The following is an 18,420-nucleotide window of genomic DNA, read 5'->3' on the forward strand; positions in this document are numbered from 1 at the left end:
GAAGCGCGTCAGGGGCGCAGTCCCAGGCATTTGGCGAGCAGGGTGGAGAGCCGCTCGCGTTCGGCCGGGGTGAGGTTCCCGAAGGTGTCGTCGAGGAATTCGGGTACCGCGTCCTCGGCGCGGGCGAGGAGGCGGCGGCCGGAGCCGGTCAGGGTGACCGCGTAGGCGCGGCGGTCGTCCGCGTCGCGTTCGCGCCGTACGTGCCCCGCCTTCTCCAGGCTGTCGCAGATGCCGACCATGACACTGCGATCGATGCGCAGTTGGTCGCTCAGGACGCGCTGCGAGCTGGGGCCGACCTCGGCGAGCATCTTGAGCACCAGGTGCTGCCCGACGCCGATGCCGGTTTCGCCGGCCCGGGCTTCCGCGGCGCGGGCGACCGCGGCCGAGGCCCGGCACAGGGCGATGTCCAGGCGCTCCGCGGCGAGTCTCGGAAAGTACGCGGCCTCACGGTCCGCGGCCTTGGGCGGCATGCGGTCCACCTCTCTGCGGGTCTGCGGGCGCGGCGGGTGCGTCCCGACCGTACCAAGAAATCATCTGCGCTCAGATTGTTTGCGCGGCACCTATGAGATTCGTATGCTCTCCAATCATCTGGCTGCTGATTATCTGCGTGAAGATGGAGGTCGCCGAGGTCCGCTGTGGTCATGCCCGCCGACCAGGAGCGGCCGGCCCGGGTGCCGCTGCGCACCGCGGTGCTCCCCGGCTCGGCGGGCCCCGTCTGAGCGGCCTGATCGGCTTCGTAGAGGACCGCCGACCCGTACCACCGGAACAGAGGACCGGCCATGACCCTGGATCTCACCCCCGACCAGCTGCTGTCGACCACCCGCGCCGTACGCAGACGCCTCGACTTCGACCGTCCGGTCCCGCGCTCCCTGATCGAGGAATGCGTGGACCTGGCGACCCAGGCGCCGACCGGCCGCAACCGGCAGCGCTGGCACTTCATCGTCGTCACCGAGGAAGCGCAGCGGCGTGCTGTGGCCGACATCTTCCTGCGTGCCTTGCCGCTGACCACCGGGCACCCCTTGACCGAACGCGACGCCTGGCGCATGAACTACCACGCCGACTCCACGGAGCGGGTCTTCGACGGACTGCGCCACCTGGCCGCCCACATCCACCGCGTGCCCGCCTTCGTCATCCCCGGAGTGGAAGGACGTACCGACGGCGCTCCGGTGGCCGAGCAGGCGGGAACGTGGGGCTCGATCCTGCCGGCGGTGTGGAGCTTCATGCTGGCCGCCCGCGCCCGCGGTCTGGGCACCACCTGGACGACAGCGCAAGGGCCGCTGGAGCGGGAGCTGGCCGAGGCCCTCGGCGTTCCGCACGACGAGATCATGCTGGCCGCCTTCCTCCCGCTCGCCTACACCATCGGCACCGACTTCAGGCCGGCCCGCCGGATCCCCCGCGAGCACGTCCTGCACTGGGACCGATGGGAACAGCACGGCTCCGGGCCCGGCCGGTAGCGCACCGCTTCGACAGCGCACCGCTGTGGTGAGTTCGCGCTCTCCGTCCTCTCCCTGTCCCCGCCCGGGCGGTCCGCCGACCGCCGGGTGGGGGAGTGCCGGAGTCCTGCCGGGGCGGGTGCGCCGCGGCGGTCAGTCGTCGATGCAGTCGTCGATGGTGAGGATCTGCTCCACCGGGCGCCGAGGCGTCCGGCTCCCCTCGGGTCCGTAGCCGAGCCGCAGGATCATCTGCACCGCGCCCGCGGTGGTGAGCGGATCGCGGACCGCCCAGCGCAGGTCGGGCCACTCCAGGGGCTGGGTCGCGAAGGAGGCGGCGACGCCGTGCGCGGTGGCCAGGAGGAGGACGTGCTCCAGCGCCTGGCCCGCGCGCAGCCAGTCGGCCGGAGAGTCGTGCTCGGTGGTGAGCAGGGCGAGTTGAGGCCGTTCCTCGAAGGCCGCGGTCTCCCGCCCGGGTACGGGGACCCGCCCGGCGAAGTCGCGGAGCGCCGTGGTGCCGGAGCGCCACCGGGGGCCGAAGGCCTCGGTCGGGACTCCGTCGGCTGCGGGGGCGGTGGGGCCCCGGTGGGTCCAGGAGCGCGTCTCGATCTCCAGACCGGCGTCCATCCGGTGGTACGACTCGGCGTCGCGTACGAGGTCCGCGACGAACCGCAGGTGCGGCTCCTCGGGAAAGGCGAGTGCGGCACCTTCCTTGCGCGCCCCCTCGACGAGCGCCCGGCGTACGTCCGCCGGGAGCCGCCGGTCCGAGTAGGGGCTGCGGCTGGTGTGCCGGTCGGCGATGGCCGGGTACAGCACCGTGAGGTCGTCGACGGCCCGGTCGTGCCCGGTGAGCCGGACCGCGGCGAGGCATGTCGGGGAACCGGGCTCGGGGAGCAGGGTGGTCTCGGTCCGCCAGCCCGCGTGGGCCGCGGCGACGCGCAGGTTGAGCAGGGCGGCACCGCAGCCGAGGTGCAGTCCGCGGGTGCTGGGGTCCGCGTGCAGCATCGCCCGGCTCAGGTCCGCGTGGAGGCGGAAGGTGCGGGTGGACGGCGTGTAGGCAAAGCTCCACGGCTGGGCGTTGTGCATGGACGGCGCCTGGGCCGCCTCGGCCACGAGCCGGGTGACGGCGGCCTTGTCGAGGGTCGGTGCGGTCACGAACACTGCGGCCTCCCTTGCGGACAGGGCGGGTCCTCGTGTCCCGCTTGCCGTCCAGCCTGCGTCCGGGCGGTGCCGCTCCGCAGGGGCCGGGCGGCCCTTTCGCGGGACCACTCGGCCCCGGCTGCCCCTCGGTGCCGGAAGGTCCTCGCGCGTGGGCCGGTCGGCCCACGCGCGTCCGCCGGGTCCCGGTCCACCCTGAAGGGGCAGCCTGCCCGCGCGGTACGGGACCGGGACCGGACGGGATGCTCCCACGCAGGACGTGCACGAGGAGGTGGCGGCGATGACCGACGAGCCGACAGGCACCCTGGAACATCACAGGGTCGGTGATCTGATGACCCGCGCGGTCGTGAGCGTGCGGGACACCACCCCGTTCAAGGAGGTCGTCCGCGCCCTCGCCGACCACGGGGTGAGCGCGGTACCGGTGACCGACGCGCAGGGCGGACTGCTCGGCGTCATCTCGGAGGCCGACCTGCTGACCCGCACGGCGCGGCGGGCCGAACGCGAGCAGCGCGCGCTGATCAGGCCGGAGCCCTCGGCCGCCGCCGACGAAGGGTGACCCGGGGAAGGACGCCACGCGGGCCCGCAAACCGCCTCACAAGCTACGGAGTTGTGCACCATGAAGGCGCTCGTGTTCCACGGATCGGGACAGTCCTCCTGGGATTCGGTCCCCGACCCCACGCTCAAGGACCCCGCCGACGTCCTCGTGCGGGTCGACGCCGTCACCCTCTGCGGCACGGACCTGCACATCCTGGCCGGTGACGTGCCCGAGGTGGCGCCCGGACGGATCCTCGGGCACGAAGCGGTCGGCGAGATCGTCGAGGCCGGGTCCGAGGTGCACTCCGTGCGCCCGGGCGACCGGGTCCTCGTCTCCTGCATCAGCCCCTGCGGACGCTGCCGCTACTGCCGGGCCGGGCGCTGCGGCCAGTGCCGCGAGGACGGCGGCTGGATCCTCGGCCATCTGATCGACGGGACGCAGGCCGAGTACGTCCGCGTCCCCCACGCGGACTTCTCGGTCCACCCCCTGCCCGAAGCGGTGCCGGACGAGGAGGCGGTACTGCTCGCCGACATCTTCCCCACCGCGTACGAGGTGGGTGTGGTGGCCGGCCGGGTCGGACCCGGCGACACGGTCGCCGTCGTGGGCGCGGGGCCCGTCGGGCTCGCCTTCGTCGCCTCCGCCGCGCTGCTGAGCCCGGCCCGGGTGATCGTGATCGACCTCGACGGGACCCGGCTCGCGGCGGCGCGCTCCCTCGGTGCCGACACGACCGTCCGCGCCGAGGAGAACCCGGAGGAACGCGTCGCCGAGCTGACCGGGGGAGCGGGGGCGGAGGTGGCCGTCGAGGCGGTCGGGCTGCCGGAGACCTTCGAGCTGTGCACCCGGATGGTCCGCCCGGCCGGTCACCTCGCCAACATCGGCGTGCACGGGGCCCCGGTCACGCTGCACCTGGAAGAACTGTGGAGCAAGGACGTCACCCTGACCACGGGCCTCGTGGACACCACCTCCACCCCCATGCTCCTGACCATGGCGCAGGCAGGACGGCTGCCGCTCGCGCCGCTGGTCACCCACCGGTTCCCCCTGGACGCGATGGAGGAGGCGTACCGGGTCTTCGGGGACGCGGCCACCAGCGGGGCGCTGAAGGTCGTCCTCACCGGGTCCGCCGCCTGAGGAGCGGGCCCCCGGCGGGCTCCGGCATGCCGCCCGTACCCCTTCGCGCGTAGCGTGGGAACGGCAGTGGCGGCTTCCCTCAGGAGCAGCAGGTGGCCGACGAGCGAGAGCAGCGCCGGACGACAGGACGCCCTTCCCGGGTGCTCCCCGAGGAGTTGCGGACCCGGCTGGACGCGGCGAAGCCGAGCGCGCCCGAGTCGCTGCGCGACCTCCTGGACGCGGTGCTGGCCGTGGGCCGGGGTCTCGACCTGCCGACCGTACTGCGGCGGATCGTGGAGACGGCGGTGGTCCTGGTCGACGCCGAGTACGGTGCCCTCGGGGTCCTCGGCGAGGACCGCGGACTCGCCCAGTTCCTGCCGGTCGGTGTCAGCGAGGAGGAGGCCGCGGCCATCGGGCACCTCCCGGAAGGGCACGGTCTGCTCGGCGAGCTGATCCGGCACCCCCGGCCCCTGCGCCTGACCGATCTCTCCACGCACCCTGCCGCGGCCGGACTGCCTCCCGGACACCCGCCCATGCACACCTTCCTCGGGGTCCCCATCCGGGTGCGCGAGGAGGTCTTCGGCAACCTCTATCTGACCCAGAAGCGAGCGGGCCGCCCCTTCGACGCGGACGACGAGAAGATGCTCTCCACCCTCGCCGTGGCCGCCGGTGTGGCGATCGAGAACGCGGACCTCTACGAGAGCACCCGCTACCGCCAGCAGTGGCAGGAGGCGCACGCCGAGGTGGTCTCGCGGCTGCTCGCCGGGGCCGAGGAGGACGAGGTGCTGCGGTTGACCGCCGTGCAGGCGCGGCGCATCCTCCGGGCCGACCTCGGCGTCATCACCCTGCCGGAGCCGGGCGGCCACCGGCTGCGGGTCGCCCTGGCGGTCGGGCAGAGCGCCGACCTGCACAACGGACTGCTGCTGCCGTACCAGGGATCCTTCGCCGGGGCCGCGCTCGACGCGGGCGAGGTCCTGCTCAGCACGGACATCGAGCGGGACCCCCGGGCGCGGGCGGGCCCCGCGCGCTGGAACGGTCTCGGCCCCGTGGTGGCGGCGCCCATGGTGGCCGGCGGGCAACCGCGCGGCGTGCTGCTGCTCGCCAGGAACAAGGGCTCCGCGCCCTTCGGTCGCACGGTGCCCGGACCGCTGCGGGTGTACGCGGACCAGGCGGCCCTCGGCATGGAGCTGGGGGAACGCCGCCGCGCGGCCGAGGAGCTCGGCCTGCTCCATGACCGCGACCGGATCGCCAAGGACCTGCACGACCTCGCCATCCAGCGGCTCTTCGCCACCGGTATGACCCTCCAGAGCGCGCTGCGTTTCGTGGAGCACCCCGCGGCGCGGGAGCGGCTGCTGCGCGCCGTCGACGATCTGGACGAGACCATCAAGACCATCCGCTCCACCGTCTTCGGCCTGCGCCTGCCCGCGCGGGGGCCCGGCGCCCAGGGGCTGCGCGCGCGGGCCACCCTGGTGGTGGAGGACGCGGCCAGGGCCCTCGGTTCCGCCCCGGCCGTCCGTATGGAGGGGCTGCTGGACACCGATGTGCCGGCCTCGGTGGGTGACCATGTGGTGGCCGTGCTCCGGGAGGCCCTGAGCAATGTCGCCCGGCACGCCGAGGCCTCCCGTGTCCAGGTCGTGCTCGCGGTCAGCGGCGATGAACTGCGGCTGAGCGTCGAGGACGACGGGCGCGGCTTCGAGGACCCGGTCCGCGGCGGCGGCCACAGCGGACTGGCCCATATGACCGAGCGCGCCCAGGGCCTCGGGGGCTCGCTGACCCACGAGCGGCCGGAGCGGGGCGGCACCCGCCTGGTGTGGCGGGTACCGCTGCCGCCGCCCTGAGCGGCCCCGGGTCAGTGGTGCTCCGTACCGGAGGCGGGTGGACGCGAGGCGAGGACCGCGGCCTGGATGCGGCGCTCCACGCCGAGCTTGGCCAGCAGCCGCGAGATGTGGTTCTTGACCGTCTTCTCCGACAGGTAGAGCCGGTTGCCGATCTGCCGATTGGTCAGTCCCTCGCCGACCAGGTCGAGGACCTCGTGTTCCCGCGGGGACAGCGCGGCGAGGGCCGCCGCCTCGGAGTCCGGCGGGCTCGCGGCCGGTTTCTCGCCGCGTACGGAGCTCATGAGCCGCGCCGTGGTCGCCGGGTCGAGCATGGATTTGCCGGTGGCGACGGTGCGTACGGCCGCGACCAGGTCGGAACCCTTGATCTCCTTCAGCACATAGCCCGCCGCCCCGGCCATGATCGCGTCGAGGAGGGCGTCGTCGTCCTCGAAGGAGGTCAGCACCAGGCAGACCAGCTCCGGCATCCGTGCCCGCAGCTCGCGGCAGACGGTGATGCCGTCGCCGTCCGGCAGGCGGACGTCGAGCACCGCCACGTCCGGGCGCAGGGCGGGGCCCCGGGCGAGCGCCTGCGCGCTGGTCCCGGCCTCCCCGACGACTTCGATGTCCGGCTCGGCGTCCAGGAGGTCGACGAGGCCCCGGCGCACCACCTCGTGATCGTCCACCAGGAAGACCCGGACCGGTTCGCCGCCGGGCGGCTCCGCGTTCTCGGCGTGCTCGGCGTTCTCGGCCGTCATGGTTCGCCTCCGCACCGCTGGGGGGCCGCCCTCCGGACGGACGGCTCCCGGCCCCTCCGCCCATGCTCGGCCCTTGTGCCGCCACCCGCCACAGCCGCCGGGGGCGACCGCCCGGCCGGGAGCGGGCCCTCACTCTCCCGGCCCGCTTCCGTAGGGGGCGTACAGGTCGAGCAGTCTGGCCCTGCTGCGCTGGAGCCGCTGTGCCAGGAGCCCGGCCACCTCGCGGTAGACCGCCCGCCCCGTCGCCGGATCCGCCTCGCACAGGGACCGTACGACGGTGGCGTCGAACTCCTCGGCCTCGACCCGGGTGACCGCCTCGGCGCCCAGATGCCAGGTGTACGGGGGGAACAGCCAGGACCAGCCGAGCAGTTCGCCCGCACCCACCTCGGCCACCACCGCCGCCCGGCGCCCCGGCACCCGGATGTCCAGGGCGACCCGGCCGCCGGCCAGCCACCAGAAGCGGTCCGCGTGCCCGCCCTCCTCGAAGAGCCGCCGCCCCTTCTCGAACCGTACGGGCCGGGCCAGCTCCCGCAGGCGCTCGCGGCCTTCCGGCGGCAGGCCCGCCCAGGGTTGCTCCACACTCCTCATGGCATACGTCCTCTGTTCCCACGCGCTTCTCCGGTGTTCCCCATCTCCACTGTCGCGACCGGCGGGTGGCCCCGCCCAGTGCCGTTCGGCCTCGAAGGGGGCCGGACGGCCCAGCGCGCGGCCACCACCGGTGGTCCGTCCGGCCCGGTACCCGCGACCACTTGGGCACTGCCCGCGAGCGGCCCGATGCGGGAGGGTCGAAGCACGGCCCGACAAGGCGATGAGCCGGGAGGGACAGGACCCCATGGGGACGACGACCGCGCCACGGTGGCTCCGCCCGTACCGGCGGAGCAACCCCTTCCGGCGCCGCACGGAGGTGATCGAGGCGCGGATGCTGCTCGCGGTGGCCGCCTTGACCGTGTGCGCGGCCCCGGCGGCGGGCTTCGTCGCCGCCTCGGCGGCCTCGGCGGACGTACAGGAGCGCCGCGGGGTGCGGAGCGCACCCGCGGTCCTCGTCGAGGACGCCCCGGCGGCCATGGGCTCCCGTGAGTCCGGATACGTCCCGGATGTGCACGCGAGGGTCCGCTGGACGGGCCCGGACGGCACCCGGCACAGCGGCGAGACCGAGGTCCCGGCGGGCAGCACGAAGGGGCAGCGGCTGAGTATCCGGCTCGGGGCGGACGGCGGCCTGATAGCCGATCCGGTCACCGCGGTGGAGGCACGCTCGGAGTACCTGCTGTGCGCACTGTCGGCCGCGGCGGGCACCACGCTGGTGCTCGGCGCCGCGGGCGGGACGGCCCACCTGCTGCTGAACCGGCGTCGTCGGAGGGGATGGGAGCAGGAATGGGCCCGCTACGACGCGTACGGGGTCACCGGCCGCCCATGACAGAAGAGCTGGGAGTCCCGGCCGCCTCGGCCTTCCCGGAGACCGCCGAGCGGCACGACCACGGAGGAGGAACGCCATGACCGGGCAGGTGGCTGCGGGAGTCGACGGCTCGGCGGAGAGCACGGCCGCCGCACAGTGGGCGGCAGGGGAAGCGCTCGCCCGCGGGGTGCCGCTCCTGCTGGTGTACGTGGAGGAGTGGCCGTACACGCCGGAGATACCGCTGCCGTACGCCGACGCCACGGCCGCGGAGGGCGAGAGGCTGCTGCGCGAGGAGGCCGAGCGTGCCCGGGAGCGTCATCCCGGCCTGGAGGTGCTCACCCGCCATGTGCGGGGCGGCGCCGCCGAGAAGCTGACGGCCGCGGCGCAGGAGGCGGAGGTCATGGCGCTCGGTTCGCGTGGACTCGGCAGAGCACGCGGACATCTCCTCGGAGCGGTGTCGCTCGCCGTGGTGGGTGCCGCCCGGCGGCCGGTCGTACTCGTACGGGCGCCTGAGGAACGGCCCCGCCCGCGTGCCGGCGGACTCCTCGTCGGTGTCGACCTCCAGCACCCTTCGGAGGACCTGCTCGCCTTCGCCTTCGCACAGGCGGCCCGCAGCGGCCTGCCCCTTCGGGTCCTGCATGCCTGGACCCTCCCCGTGTCGTACGGCCAGGCGGCCGTCGTCGACCCCGGTGTCGGCATGGAGCCGGCGCACCGACTGCGCCGTGACCTGTCCGAACGGCTGAAGCCGTGGCAGGAGCGGTACCCGAGCGTGGAGTGCGCGGCCCAGGTGGTCCTCGGGTCGGCCGCCTTCCAGATGGCCGAAGCGTCCTCGGAGGCGGAGCTCGTGCTCGTCGGACGGCGGCCTCGCCGGGTTCCCTTCGGCCCGCGGACAGGGCATGTCGTCCAGGCCCTGATCCACCACAGCCCGGCTCCCGTCGCTGTCGTCCCGCTCGACGAGGAGACGGGGACGGACACCGGGCCGTCGCCGTAGCCGCGGCCCTCCGCCCCCGGTCTTCACCAGGGGCCGCGCGTGGTGAAGACCGCGCGCGACTCCCTCGCCGTGCTTCCCAGCCTGCCTCGGCCGTACGAACTCCCGTGTGCCCAGGGCGCCGCACGCTCCCCGGTGCGGCTCGCGCCGCTCCCCTGGCCGATTCGGTCCGCCGGGCGCAGCCTGAGAGGGGGGTGGCGAACGGGAGGTGTGATGAGCGGTCTGGTCGTGGTGGGAGTGGACGGCTCGGCGACTGCGCTGGCCGCCGTGGAGACGGCGGCTCAAGAGGCGCAGTGGCGCGGGGCGAGGCTGCGGCTGGTGTACGCGTTCGTCCTGCCCACCCTCTACGCCCCGCTGGGCCCCTCGACCCTGGACGCTCCCGGCAGCGGACTGCGCGAGAGCGTCGGGCGACTGCTGACCGAGGCGGAGGAACGGGCTGCGGGGGTGGCGCCGGATGTGCAGGCCACCCAGGTCCTCGTGGAGGGGGACCCCTTGACGGTGCTGGAAGAGCAGTCGCGCACCGCGGACCTCGTGGTCGTCGGCTCCCGCGGCCTGGGCGGGTTCCTCGGGCTGATCGTGGGGTCGACAGCCGTGCGTCTGGCGGCCCGCGCCCGCTGCCCGGTGGTGGTCGTACGGGAGCAGGTCGGGGGTACGGGACCGATCCTGCTGGGGATCGACGGTTCCCCGGCAGGGGCCGCGGCGATCGACTTCGCCTTCGCCGAGGCGGAGCTGCGCGGCGCCGCCCTTCGCGCCGTGCACTGCTGGACCACCTGGAACGCGCCGATGCCGCCGCCCCAGGACGAGTCGATGCCGTACGCCAACGAGCCCGGTGCGCTGGAGGCCGGTGAGAAGCGCCTGCTGTCGGAGGCGCTGGCCGGACGGCGGGAGAAGTTCCCGGCGGTGCGGGTGGAGCCGGAGGTGGTGCGCGGCGGGACACGTGAGGCGCTGATCGAGGCGAGCCGCTCCGCCCAGTTGCTGGTGGTCGGCGCCCGGGGACGCGGCGGTTTCACCGGCCTGCTGCTGGGATCGGTGAGCCAGGCCATGCTGCATCACGCGCACTGCACCGTGGCCGTGGCCCGCGACACCGGCAGCCGCCGCTGACCGGCGGCGAGCGGGATGCCGTGCGGCACCGGCGAGCGCGGTCCGCCCGGTGCGGCTGCCGGATCCGTACGCGCCCCGCGGCACGGGAGACGCGCCTGGAGGAGGTGCGCCGCATCGTCGTGTCCTCCCTCTTCCCCGTCTCCCGCCACGCCCTCCGGATGGACGCCGAGCACGAGTGGCGGCGGTCCCGGGGATCCTCGCTCAACCGGAGCCGATCCGAGCACGGCCTTTCGTCGCTCCGCCGCCGGTGGCCGTCCTCGCGGGCACGGTGATCACCGGGCAGCGGGCGCGGTGCAGCAGACCGCGCACCACCGAACCCAGCCGCATTCCCGCGTAGCCTCCCCGGCCCCGCCGCCCGACGACCAGGGCCGAGGCGTGCTGCGCGGCCTCGGCGAGCACCTCCACGGGCGATCCGACAAGCACCTCGCGGACCAGCCGGACCTCCGGATACTCCTCCACCCAGCCGTCCGTGACCTCGCGGAGCATGCGGAGCTCGGACGGGAACCCCGAGGCCTCGGCGTGCGGCGAGAAGACGGGTTGCTGCCAGGCGGCGACGACACGCAACGCGCAGCTCCGCAGCGCCGCTTCCTCGAAGGCCAGTCCCAACGCGGCATACGAGGACTCGCTGCCGTCGACACCGGCCACGAGAGGGGGCACCGACGCGTCCTCCTGCTCGCCGGGAACCCCTTCGCGGGCGGGGACCACGACCACCGGGCAGTGCGCGCGTGCGGTGACCGGCACGACCACGGAACCGGCGCTCAGGAACTCCTCGACGCGCCCGAGGCGGCGGGATCCGAGTACGGTCATGTCCGCTCCGTCCGACAGCCCCGCGAGAACCCCGGCCGGGAAACCGTCGAGGACGGCGGAACCGGTCCTGATCTCCGGTTCCCGCTCGCCCGCCCACGCGACCGCGGTGCGCAGGAGCTGCGTCGCCTCCAGACGCTGGGCCGTGTACCGAGGTGTGTCGTCGACGTGGTGCGTGTCGTGCGCCGGGGGCACCGCCACGACGAGCCGCAGGGCCCCTCCTCGTCTACGGGCTTCGTCGGCCGCCCAGGCCAGCGCCGGTCTGAAGTCCTTGACGGGGTCGATGCCGACGAGGATCTGCTGCGGTTCAGGGATGGCCATGAGGTGCTCCCTCGTCCGGGCCCGCTCCAAGAGCGCTGATGCGGGCCCATCGGCTGGGTGGCATGCGCGACCGTGTCCTTGGTGTCGCCTGCCGCACGGCCGCCATCGGTTCTCAGCCTGGTCTCCGGACGACGAGAACCCGAGGGCCGACAGGTCCAAAGGATGGGGCCGAAGGTCCCACCGGGCAGTACGCGCGCAGCGCCTTCGGACGGGGCCGACGGATCCACCGGGCAGCAGCATCCCCCGCCCGGCGGCTGGTCGAGGGCTCCAGAGCTGTGCTCAGAGCGCTGCCCCGGCGGCCGTCCCTCAGGACGCGGTGAGCTTCGTGAACGTGGCGCGGCCGCCGTCGTCCTCCGCGGGCTCGCCCTTGAGTTGCGCGTAGTCGCCGGCCTGGAAGCGGACCGGCCGGCCCGACCACACCTCGGGAACCGGCGCGCTCTTCTCCTCCGTGGCGCCCTCGTGGGTGGCGGTGAGTTCCAGGTCGCCGTTGCCGGAGTCGGTGACGGTGAAGCCGAAGGTGTCGCCGAGCCGTACCTCGTCGAGGAGCGGGTACTTCTTGTAGTTGCTGCCGCTCTCCAACTGCTGGTTGACCTTCGCGTAGACCTCGCCGTCGTCGTAGTACAGCAGCACATACGGGTCCGAACGCAGCTCCTGGTCGCCGTGGATCTGACCCAGGATGATCGTCCTGCTGGTGTCCGGGACCTGGGTGACGGCGACCTCGGCGGTCAGGGTGTGCTCGCCGTCCGTGCCGGTGGCGAAGCCCTCGTCGGCGACGAGTTCGGTGCGCGGGCTGCCGGAGTGGCTGGTGGTGGCGCCGAGGGTGGGTGCCCAGAACTCCAGGCTGCTGTCCTCGGCGCGGGAGAGGAACGGCGGGGCGAGTTCGGCCGGGTCGAGCACCACCGGATCGCCGTCGGTGCCGCCCTCGGAATCCACCGGCAGCGTCAGACGCCACCCGTCGAGCGAGGGCCCCTCCGCGGCCCCGGGGCCGACCGGAGCGGAGAAGGCGAAGGTGCTGGAACCGAGCACAAGAGTGCAGGCGAGCAGCGGGGCGGCGAGTGCGCGAACCATGTCAGGTGCTCCCGGTCTGGTGCGACGGTGGATCCGGAGGGACGGGCGGCCGACGGCGCCCGCGGTTCTCGACGGCCGGCTGCGCGAGGAGGCGAGCAGCTTCCCCGAAGGGACTCGCCGCAACGTAATCATGGTCGTACGTACCGTCAAGATCGTGGCCGTACGTCCCGTCAACGCTTCTGCGCGCCTCATCTCGGTGTCACGGTGGGCCAGTTGGGCACCGGTGCACGGTTCGCCCGCGAACCTCCGCATCCTCCCGGGTCGGTCGGGGTTCCTCTCGTCGGCCGAGGGGCTCGTCTGCCTGCACCGGTGGTCCGCTGCTGCCCGAAACCGTCCTTGAACTGGGAAGACATCGAGCGAAAGCTATGGTGGCCGGCCACATGGACGAGCATCTGGGGCTTGGGTAGCGTGCCCCCGCGCCTTGTGGCGCCGGTCGCCGATTCCCGCGCACACCGCCGGTCCACCCGGCGGAGGCATCCTTCCCGAGGAGACGATGTGAACGATCCGACTGCCCGGAGAGCTTCCCGACGCCGCTTATCGGCCGCTCGCCTCCTGCATCCGAGCGCGCCGAAGAACTGCCTTCTGGCCACCGTGCTGTGTACGAGCGCGGCGCTCGGTTCGGTGGCCCTGCTCGGGTCCTCCGCGGCCGCGGCAGCGTTGCCCGTCACCGCGGCGACCGCCAGCTCCGATGACGGCAATGCGGCGGCCAACGCGATCGACGGTGACCTCGCCACCCGGTGGTCCGGTTCCGGTGACGGTGTCTGGATCCGCTTCGACCTCGGCTCGGTCACCACCGTCGACTCGGTCTCGCTGGCCTGGTACGACGGGGACAGCCGGCGGACGACCTTCGACGTCCAGCTGTCCGAGGACGGTTCGCACTGGTCGACTGCGCTGTCCGGGAAGACCAGCAGCGGCACCACGCTCAGCCCGGAGGAGTACGGCTTCGCCGAGGGCTCGGCGCGTTACGTACGGGTCGTCGGGCACGGCAACTCCTCTGCGGACTCGGCCGAGTGGACGAGCATCACCGAGGCGGCCGTGTCCGGTGAGGGGGGAACCGCGCCTCCCGCCCAGACCCCGGGTGTCGGCGGGGTGGAGACCCCCGCCGATGCGATCCTGGTCGGGGAGCAGGACTCCGAACTCACCATCGACTCCGGCGGTACCGCGGCCGATCCCGATGTCTACGACTGCCAGGGCGAGACCGTCCACGGGGGCATCCGGATCGAGGCCGACAACGTGGTGGTGCAGAACTGCCGGGTGGACGCACAGCAGCAGTACGGGATCTACTCGGACAACAACACCAATGTCACCATCCAGAACAACGACATCAAGGGCGTCGAGGGCCCCGGCGACCTCAACGCCATCACCTTCTTCGGCAACGCCCACAAGATCCTGTACAACACCGCCGTCAACTTCGTGACCGGCGATCCGGGCGACAGCCACACCGACTTCATCCAGACCTGGGTGTCCGACTCGCACCCCACCGCCAGCGACGACGTGGAGATCCGCGGCAACAAGGCGGTCGGCCCCGACAACCCGGACCAGGACGACAGCATCCCCAGCATCCACCAGTGGCTGATGGTCGAGGACTACGGCCGGGGCGGGAACTCCGGCGGCGACACCGACGGCATGCACGGCTGGATCGTCGCGGACAACGAGATCGGCGACAGCTGGAACCAGGCCATCAAGCTGGACGGGCCGGACGACATCGCGATCACCCGCAACAAGTTCGTGGGCTCCTCGACCAAGGTCATGGAGGTCACCTCGGCCTCGACCGGGGTGGCGTTCTACAGCGACAACGAGGTCGGCCCGGACTACGAGTCGATCGGCATGCCGGTCACCGACGGCCCGGGTCCCGCCTGACGGCTCACCGCCCGGGCCGTGAGGAAGCCTCGTCCGGTAGTCCGGTAGTCCGGTGTTCCGGTACTACGGCAGTGCTTCGGCGCCCGGCCCGGGCGGGGAGCGGGTGGACGGTGGGGAGCACCGCGCCCGCGTCGCGGTCAGGCCGGATCCGCCGTCGGGGGCAGCGGCCCCGCCCCGATCGCCGACCGCAGCACCGCCACCGCACGCTCCAGTACGGCCGGTACCGAGACCGCCGCCTGCGGGGTGTCGGGCATGCTCACCACCAACTCGGCGCGGTCGCGGAACCAGTTGAACCAGATCGAGACGCCGCTGGCGTTGTCCGGGCCGGTGAGCATCCGGACCTCGCGGTCCAGGTAGTCGGCGGCGCCGGGGGCGCTCCTGCCGTCCAGGTAGGAGGCCATCGGCGGGATCCGCAGCTGCTGCCCGGCGGGGGCGAGGAGTTCCACCGCGCGGTGCAGCGGGACGTCGTAGCGGGATCTGGCGCGCTGGAAGGCCTGTTGGGCCACCGGTACGGCGGCGTCCAGGCCCGGGGTGCCGGGGAGGGTGAAGGCGAGGGGGACGAGGTTCACCAGCCAGCCGTGGATGCGCAGATCGCGGGGGCTGGAGCGGGTGGAGACCGCGGTGAGGACCCGGTAGGCGTCCTCGTCCGCCAACTCCCGCTGCACCAGGGCCAGTGCGGCGAACATCCCGGCGGCGAAGCCTCCGCCGTTGCGGGCGCAGTGGGCGCGGAAGGCCCGGGCCTCGGTGCCGGTGAAGACGGGGAGGCTGAGGCGGGTCCCGGGCAGGAGTTCGTCGGAGTCGTGGCCGAGGTCGCCCGGGAAGGCGGGGAATCCGCCGTCCGCGGTGGCGAAGAACTCGCGCCAGGTGTCGAGTTCGGGGGAATCCGGGGTGAGCCCGGCGGCGTACGCGGCCTCCGCGCGGTTCAGCGCGAGGTAGCCCGGGGCCTCGGGCAGCGCCGGTTCCTCGCCGCGCAGGGCGGCCGCGTACCGCTCGCGGATCTCCTCGAAGACCAGCGCCATCGAGTGGCCGTCGGTGTAGGCGTGGTCGATCGCGCACCAGACGGTGGAGCTGTGCGGGCGCAGCACCGCTCCGGCGAGCAGCCCGGGACCGGGGGCCCCGGTCACCTCGTCGATACGGCGGTGCAGATGCTGCCGCAGCGCGCGCGGGTCGGTGAACTCGCCCGCCTTCTCCACCCGCACCTCGATCCCCTCGGCGGGCAGCAGGTGACCGCGCAGGGCGCCGTCCGCCTCGTGGGCGTACCAGCTGCGGTAGGCCTCGTGCCGCCGGGCGAGTCCCAGCCAGGCCTCGGCGAGGGCCCCGGGGTCGGCGCGGCCGGGGAGTTCGAAGCTGAGGGCGACCCAGGGGGACTGGGTGCGGCCTGCCTGCCTGTTGGCGCGGGCGAGGCCGAGGTGGCCCTGCTGGAAGAGGGAGGCGGGGACCTCGTGCGGCCGCGGGGCGAGGGTGGCGCCGAGGGTGAACTCGACGACCTCGCCGGATGCGGGCAGATGGTCGAGGAGCTGGGTCATGCGCATGGTGGTTCTCCCTCGTGGGGCGGGGTCGGGGGTGGCGCTCAGACGGTGGCGAGCGCGGCGCCGGTGGTGCCGTGGTCGGCGATCCGGGCGGCGAGGCGGGCCGTGCTCTTGATGAACCGGCCGAGGCTCGCCCGGGCGGTCGGATTGCCGGGGAAGCGGGCCGAGAGGTGCACGCCCCGCTCGCTCCGGGTGAACCAGAGGTAGACCTCCTGCGGCGCGTGCACCCGGCTGCGCAGCATCCGGTCCTCGGGCCGTGGCGGGGTGCCGGGGACCCGGCGTACGTCCAGGCAGGAGACGACGAAGCGGAGCGGGACCTCCCGGCCGAGGAGCTCCGTGAGATGGGCGGCGGAACTGCCGGGCCCGGGCGCGCGGTCGCGCAGCTCGGCAGCGGCGGCGGCCACCACGGCGGGGAAGTCCGCCTCCGGTGGCACGGGCACCGCCACCGGGTGCAGCCCGACGAACCACCCGGTCGCGTCCCGCCAGGGGGTGGGCCGCGCGTCGGTCAGGGTGACGGTACGCAGGACCGGGGTCCCGGCGGTTCCCCGGGCGGCGAGCGCCAGGCAGGCCAGCAGCCCGGCGGCGGTGGAGCCGCCCGCGGCCCGCGCGGCGGCGGCGAAGCGCGCGGTGGCGGGCGCGTCGAGCAGCCAGCGGTACAGGCTCTGCTGGGGTGCGGCGGCCGAGGGTCCGAGCGGCAGTGGGAAGCCGGGTGGGGCCCCGCCGCCCGCGGCGAGCAGATCGTGCCAGCGCCCCGGGTCGAGGGCGGGCCGGACGGCGGTCTCGACGAGCCGTCGCTCGTAGACCCCGAAGTCGATGTAGCCGGGGCCGCGCGCGGCCGGTGCCGGATGCGCGAGCAGTCCGCGGACCTCGCCGCCGGTCATGGCCAGGGTGGTGCCGTCGACCACCCCGTGGTCCGCGGCCAGCAGGACGAGCACGCCCTCGGCCGACTCCACCGTGGCGAAGGCGACCTGCGGCCAGTCCAGCGGGCGGGTCGCGCGGTCGAAGCAGGCCTCGATCTGGCGGCGCATCGCCGACGGGTCCGCGAAGCGGCCGATGTATCCGCGCTGCAGGGACAGCGCCCGCGCGGGGAGCACCAGGCGGGTCCGCTCGCGCTCCCCGGGGACCAGCCTGCTGCGCAGGTGCTCATGGGCGCGCAACCACGCGGTCAGGGCCGCGCCGACCGCCGAGGGCGCCACCGGCCCGAGCCGGAAGGCGAGCCCCACCCAGGCGGGGTCGACCAGGCTCCGGCCCGCCGCCGCGGCGCCGTGCACATGGCGGGCATGGGCCAGCGGCGGGGTGCGCCGGTCGTCGCGCCAGGCGGCGGTGGCCGCCCGGGGGGTCCAGAAGGAGAGGTCGCCCGGCGGCAGCGGGCAGGCGTCCAGTTCGGTGAACTCCATCGCTCACCGGCCGGGCAGTCGTGCCGCACCGTGCCCGATGCGCCGTCCGGCTTTCCCCGATAACAGCATGCAAACCCCCGAAATGGACGTGGAACCGGAACGGGAAATACCGCATATTCGTCCCGGGAATCAGCCTGGAACATACTGCGCAGAGCTGTGGGGCAACCCCTGCGCCATGCACGACAAAGGCGGTTTTGGGGGTGCAACCGTGACACCTCGGAAGCCCATTGAGAGCGTAATCACACTCGCCCGGGAAGGGCTCGCGAGAATGCCGAGGGGCGCTACATTCCCAGGAGTTGTCCCGCTGGGCCCGCCTCTCGAAGGGAAATCACCACGTGCCCGTAAACGAAGTGCAACCCTCACAGGACTACGCCGCATTACGCCGCGATCCTGAATACGGCCAGCTGAACCAAAGGCTCCTGGAGTTCCTCGCCCTCGGTGGTCCGCGGCGGCTCCTGGACATCGGCTGCGGTGACGGAGCGGTAAGCGAGGTGCTCCTCGACCGGGATCCCGGCCTCGCCCTGACCGGCGTGGACCCCGAGCCCGGACTGCTCGCCGAGGCCCGCGCCCGGCTGGAGGGCCGGGCGGAGTTCCATGTCGGTGACGCCGCCTCGGTGGAGCGCCTCTTCCCACCGGCGTCCTTCGACAGCGTTGTCATGGCCAACTGCGTGCACTTGGTCGAGGAGTTGCCCGCCGCGCTGGGCGCCATCCACCGGGTACTGGAGCCCGGCGGCCGGCTGGTGTTCAACTCCGCCTTCTACGCGGGGGCCGAACTCCCCGCCGAACTGCCCGTCTACGCCGAGCTGATCGGCGCCGCCCGGCGCGCGGCCCGGGCCCGGGGGCTCGTCCTCGACCGCTCCGCCCCGGCCAAGACGCCAGGGATGCGCCGCAGTGCGGAGGACTACTGGGAGGCGCTCGCCGCGCGCGGTTTCACCGGGATCACCCACGCCGAGGAGTCCTTCACCTTCAGCGGGGGCTTTCTCGCGGCCCTCTGCGGAACCCCCATGTTCGCCTCCGCCGCGCTGCCCGGAATTGACAGGAACCTCGCCGCCGAACTCCTCAGGGAATCCCTCCAGAAGCAGCAGCAAAAGGCGCCCGTCACCGTGACGCGCCGCTGCCTGTACTTCTCCGCGGTCCGAGCCTGAAACGTGAAAGGT

The 18,420-nt window shown here is 73.5% G+C and carries 17 protein-coding genes; 9 read left to right on the forward strand and 8 right to left on the reverse strand.

The window, feature by feature from the left end; genetic code table 11:
• Window positions 1–8: 8 nt before the first annotated feature.
• Complete coding sequence (locus MID12_RS31010; protein WP_263172448.1) at window positions 9–470, reverse strand: MarR family winged helix-turn-helix transcriptional regulator; 462 nt, start codon at window positions 468–470, stop codon at window positions 9–11.
• Window positions 471–779: 309 nt separating this feature from the next.
• Here MID12_RS31010 and MID12_RS31015 point away from each other — a divergent pair, with 309 nt between their 5' ends.
• Window positions 780–1,454: a nitroreductase family protein gene (locus MID12_RS31015; protein ID WP_040255400.1), complete on the forward strand. Its 675-nt coding sequence runs from the start codon at window positions 780–782 to the stop codon at window positions 1,452–1,454.
• Between the two features lie 132 nt (window positions 1,455–1,586).
• Here the strand turns inward: MID12_RS31015 and MID12_RS31020 are convergent, their stop codons facing one another.
• The gene (locus MID12_RS31020) at window positions 1,587–2,585 is read right to left on the reverse strand and encodes an Acg family FMN-binding oxidoreductase (RefSeq protein WP_263172451.1); all 999 of its coding nucleotides are present in this window, start codon (window positions 2,583–2,585) and stop codon (window positions 1,587–1,589) included.
• 283 nt (window positions 2,586–2,868) lie between these two features.
• On the opposite strand from MID12_RS31020, the gene MID12_RS31025 reads away from it, so the two are divergent.
• The 3 genes from MID12_RS31025 (at window position 2,869) to MID12_RS31035 (ending at window position 6,068) form a co-directional block, all read left to right on the forward strand.
• Window positions 2,869–3,144 carry a CBS domain-containing protein gene (locus tag MID12_RS31025; protein ID WP_263172454.1) on the forward strand — a complete coding sequence of 92 codons (276 nt, stop codon included), beginning with the start codon at window positions 2,869–2,871 and terminating at the stop codon, window positions 3,142–3,144.
• Between the two features lie 60 nt (window positions 3,145–3,204).
• Entirely contained in the window at window positions 3,205–4,251 is a 1,047-nt protein-coding gene (locus MID12_RS31030; RefSeq protein WP_263172456.1) for a zinc-dependent alcohol dehydrogenase family protein, read from the forward strand.
• Between the two features lie 92 nt (window positions 4,252–4,343).
• Window positions 4,344–6,068, forward strand: coding sequence for a GAF domain-containing protein (locus tag MID12_RS31035; protein ID WP_263172458.1), 1,725 nt, complete (start codon window positions 4,344–4,346; stop codon window positions 6,066–6,068).
• Between the two features lie 11 nt (window positions 6,069–6,079).
• Here MID12_RS31035 and MID12_RS31040 read toward each other — a convergent pair whose 3' ends face one another.
• Both MID12_RS31040 and MID12_RS31045 read right to left on the reverse strand, forming a co-directional pair.
• Window positions 6,080–6,802 carry a response regulator gene (locus MID12_RS31040; protein WP_263172460.1) on the reverse strand — a complete coding sequence of 241 codons (723 nt, stop codon included), beginning with the start codon at window positions 6,800–6,802 and terminating at the stop codon, window positions 6,080–6,082.
• A gap of 129 nt (window positions 6,803–6,931) precedes the next feature.
• Window positions 6,932–7,390: a Crp/Fnr family transcriptional regulator gene (locus tag MID12_RS31045; protein WP_263172461.1), complete on the reverse strand. Its 459-nt coding sequence runs from the start codon at window positions 7,388–7,390 to the stop codon at window positions 6,932–6,934.
• Between the two features lie 244 nt (window positions 7,391–7,634).
• Between MID12_RS31045 and MID12_RS31050 the strand changes: the two genes are divergently transcribed.
• The 3 genes from MID12_RS31050 (at window position 7,635) to MID12_RS31060 (ending at window position 10,284) form a co-directional block, all read left to right on the forward strand.
• Window positions 7,635–8,216 (forward strand): hypothetical protein, encoded by a 582-nt coding sequence (locus tag MID12_RS31050; protein ID WP_263172463.1) that lies wholly within the window; start codon window positions 7,635–7,637, stop codon window positions 8,214–8,216.
• Window positions 8,217–8,292: 76 nt separating this feature from the next.
• Window positions 8,293–9,186, forward strand: coding sequence for a universal stress protein (locus MID12_RS31055; RefSeq protein WP_263172465.1), 894 nt, complete (start codon window positions 8,293–8,295; stop codon window positions 9,184–9,186).
• A 210-nt stretch (window positions 9,187–9,396) separates the two neighbouring features.
• On the forward strand, window positions 9,397–10,284 hold the full coding sequence (locus tag MID12_RS31060) for a universal stress protein (RefSeq protein ID WP_263172467.1): 888 nt from the start codon (window positions 9,397–9,399) through the stop codon (window positions 10,282–10,284).
• Between the two features lie 201 nt (window positions 10,285–10,485).
• Here MID12_RS31060 and MID12_RS31065 read toward each other — a convergent pair whose 3' ends face one another.
• Together MID12_RS31065 and MID12_RS31070 are read right to left on the reverse strand one after the other, a co-directional pair.
• Window positions 10,486–11,409: a universal stress protein gene (locus tag MID12_RS31065; protein ID WP_263172468.1), complete on the reverse strand. Its 924-nt coding sequence runs from the start codon at window positions 11,407–11,409 to the stop codon at window positions 10,486–10,488.
• A gap of 306 nt (window positions 11,410–11,715) precedes the next feature.
• A complete protein-coding gene (locus tag MID12_RS31070; protein WP_263172471.1) occupies window positions 11,716–12,477 on the reverse strand; it encodes a polysaccharide lyase family 7 protein in 762 nt (253 codons plus the stop codon).
• 591 nt (window positions 12,478–13,068) lie between these two features.
• Here MID12_RS31070 and MID12_RS31075 point away from each other — a divergent pair.
• Window positions 13,069–14,337: a discoidin domain-containing protein gene (locus MID12_RS31075; protein WP_263172473.1), complete on the forward strand. Its 1,269-nt coding sequence runs from the start codon at window positions 13,069–13,071 to the stop codon at window positions 14,335–14,337.
• Window positions 14,338–14,474: 137 nt separating this feature from the next.
• On the opposite strand, the gene MID12_RS31080 is transcribed toward MID12_RS31075, so the two are convergent.
• Together MID12_RS31080 and MID12_RS31085 are read right to left on the reverse strand one after the other, a co-directional pair.
• The gene (locus MID12_RS31080; protein ID WP_263172474.1) at window positions 14,475–15,869 is read right to left on the reverse strand and encodes a condensation domain-containing protein; all 1,395 of its coding nucleotides are present in this window, start codon (window positions 15,867–15,869) and stop codon (window positions 14,475–14,477) included.
• A gap of 38 nt (window positions 15,870–15,907) precedes the next feature.
• On the reverse strand, window positions 15,908–17,263 hold the full coding sequence (locus MID12_RS31085) for a hypothetical protein (RefSeq protein ID WP_263172477.1): 1,356 nt from the start codon (window positions 17,261–17,263) through the stop codon (window positions 15,908–15,910).
• A 335-nt stretch (window positions 17,264–17,598) separates the two neighbouring features.
• Here MID12_RS31085 and MID12_RS31090 point away from each other — a divergent pair, with 335 nt between their 5' ends.
• Window positions 17,599–18,408 carry a class I SAM-dependent methyltransferase gene (locus tag MID12_RS31090; protein WP_263172479.1) on the forward strand — a complete coding sequence of 270 codons (810 nt, stop codon included), beginning with the start codon at window positions 17,599–17,601 and terminating at the stop codon, window positions 18,406–18,408.
• The last annotated feature ends 12 nt before the right edge of the window (window positions 18,409–18,420 follow it).

This window comes from Streptomyces sp. SCSIO ZS0520, from assembly GCF_025643355.1.
Lineage (GTDB): Bacteria > Actinomycetota > Actinomycetes > Streptomycetales > Streptomycetaceae > Streptomyces > Streptomyces physcomitrii.

What these genes read in the sequence shown, in the direction of transcription:
- MID12_RS31010 (WP_263172448.1), bottom strand. Translation starts at nt 470, where the DNA reads ATGCCGCCCAAGGCCGCGGACCGTGAGGCCGCGTACTTTCCGAGACTC.
- MID12_RS31015 (WP_040255400.1), top strand. Translation starts at nt 780, where the DNA reads ATGACCCTGGATCTCACCCCCGACCAGCTGCTGTCGACCACCCGCGCC.
- MID12_RS31025 (WP_263172454.1), top strand. Translation starts at nt 2,869, where the DNA reads ATGACCGACGAGCCGACAGGCACCCTGGAACATCACAGGGTCGGTGAT.
- MID12_RS31030 (WP_263172456.1), top strand. Translation starts at nt 3,205, where the DNA reads ATGAAGGCGCTCGTGTTCCACGGATCGGGACAGTCCTCCTGGGATTCG.
- MID12_RS31040 (WP_263172460.1), bottom strand. Translation starts at nt 6,802, where the DNA reads ATGACGGCCGAGAACGCCGAGCACGCCGAGAACGCGGAGCCGCCCGGC.
- MID12_RS31045 (WP_263172461.1), bottom strand. Translation starts at nt 7,390, where the DNA reads ATGAGGAGTGTGGAGCAACCCTGGGCGGGCCTGCCGCCGGAAGGCCGC.
- MID12_RS31050 (WP_263172463.1), top strand. Translation starts at nt 7,635, where the DNA reads ATGGGGACGACGACCGCGCCACGGTGGCTCCGCCCGTACCGGCGGAGC.
- MID12_RS31055 (WP_263172465.1), top strand. Translation starts at nt 8,293, where the DNA reads ATGACCGGGCAGGTGGCTGCGGGAGTCGACGGCTCGGCGGAGAGCACG.
- MID12_RS31060 (WP_263172467.1), top strand. Translation starts at nt 9,397, where the DNA reads ATGAGCGGTCTGGTCGTGGTGGGAGTGGACGGCTCGGCGACTGCGCTG.
- MID12_RS31065 (WP_263172468.1), bottom strand. Translation starts at nt 11,409, where the DNA reads ATGGCCATCCCTGAACCGCAGCAGATCCTCGTCGGCATCGACCCCGTC.
- MID12_RS31070 (WP_263172471.1), bottom strand. Translation starts at nt 12,477, where the DNA reads ATGGTTCGCGCACTCGCCGCCCCGCTGCTCGCCTGCACTCTTGTGCTC.
- MID12_RS31080 (WP_263172474.1), bottom strand. Translation starts at nt 15,869, where the DNA reads ATGCGCATGACCCAGCTCCTCGACCATCTGCCCGCATCCGGCGAGGTC.
- MID12_RS31085 (WP_263172477.1), bottom strand. Translation starts at nt 17,263, where the DNA reads ATGGAGTTCACCGAACTGGACGCCTGCCCGCTGCCGCCGGGCGACCTC.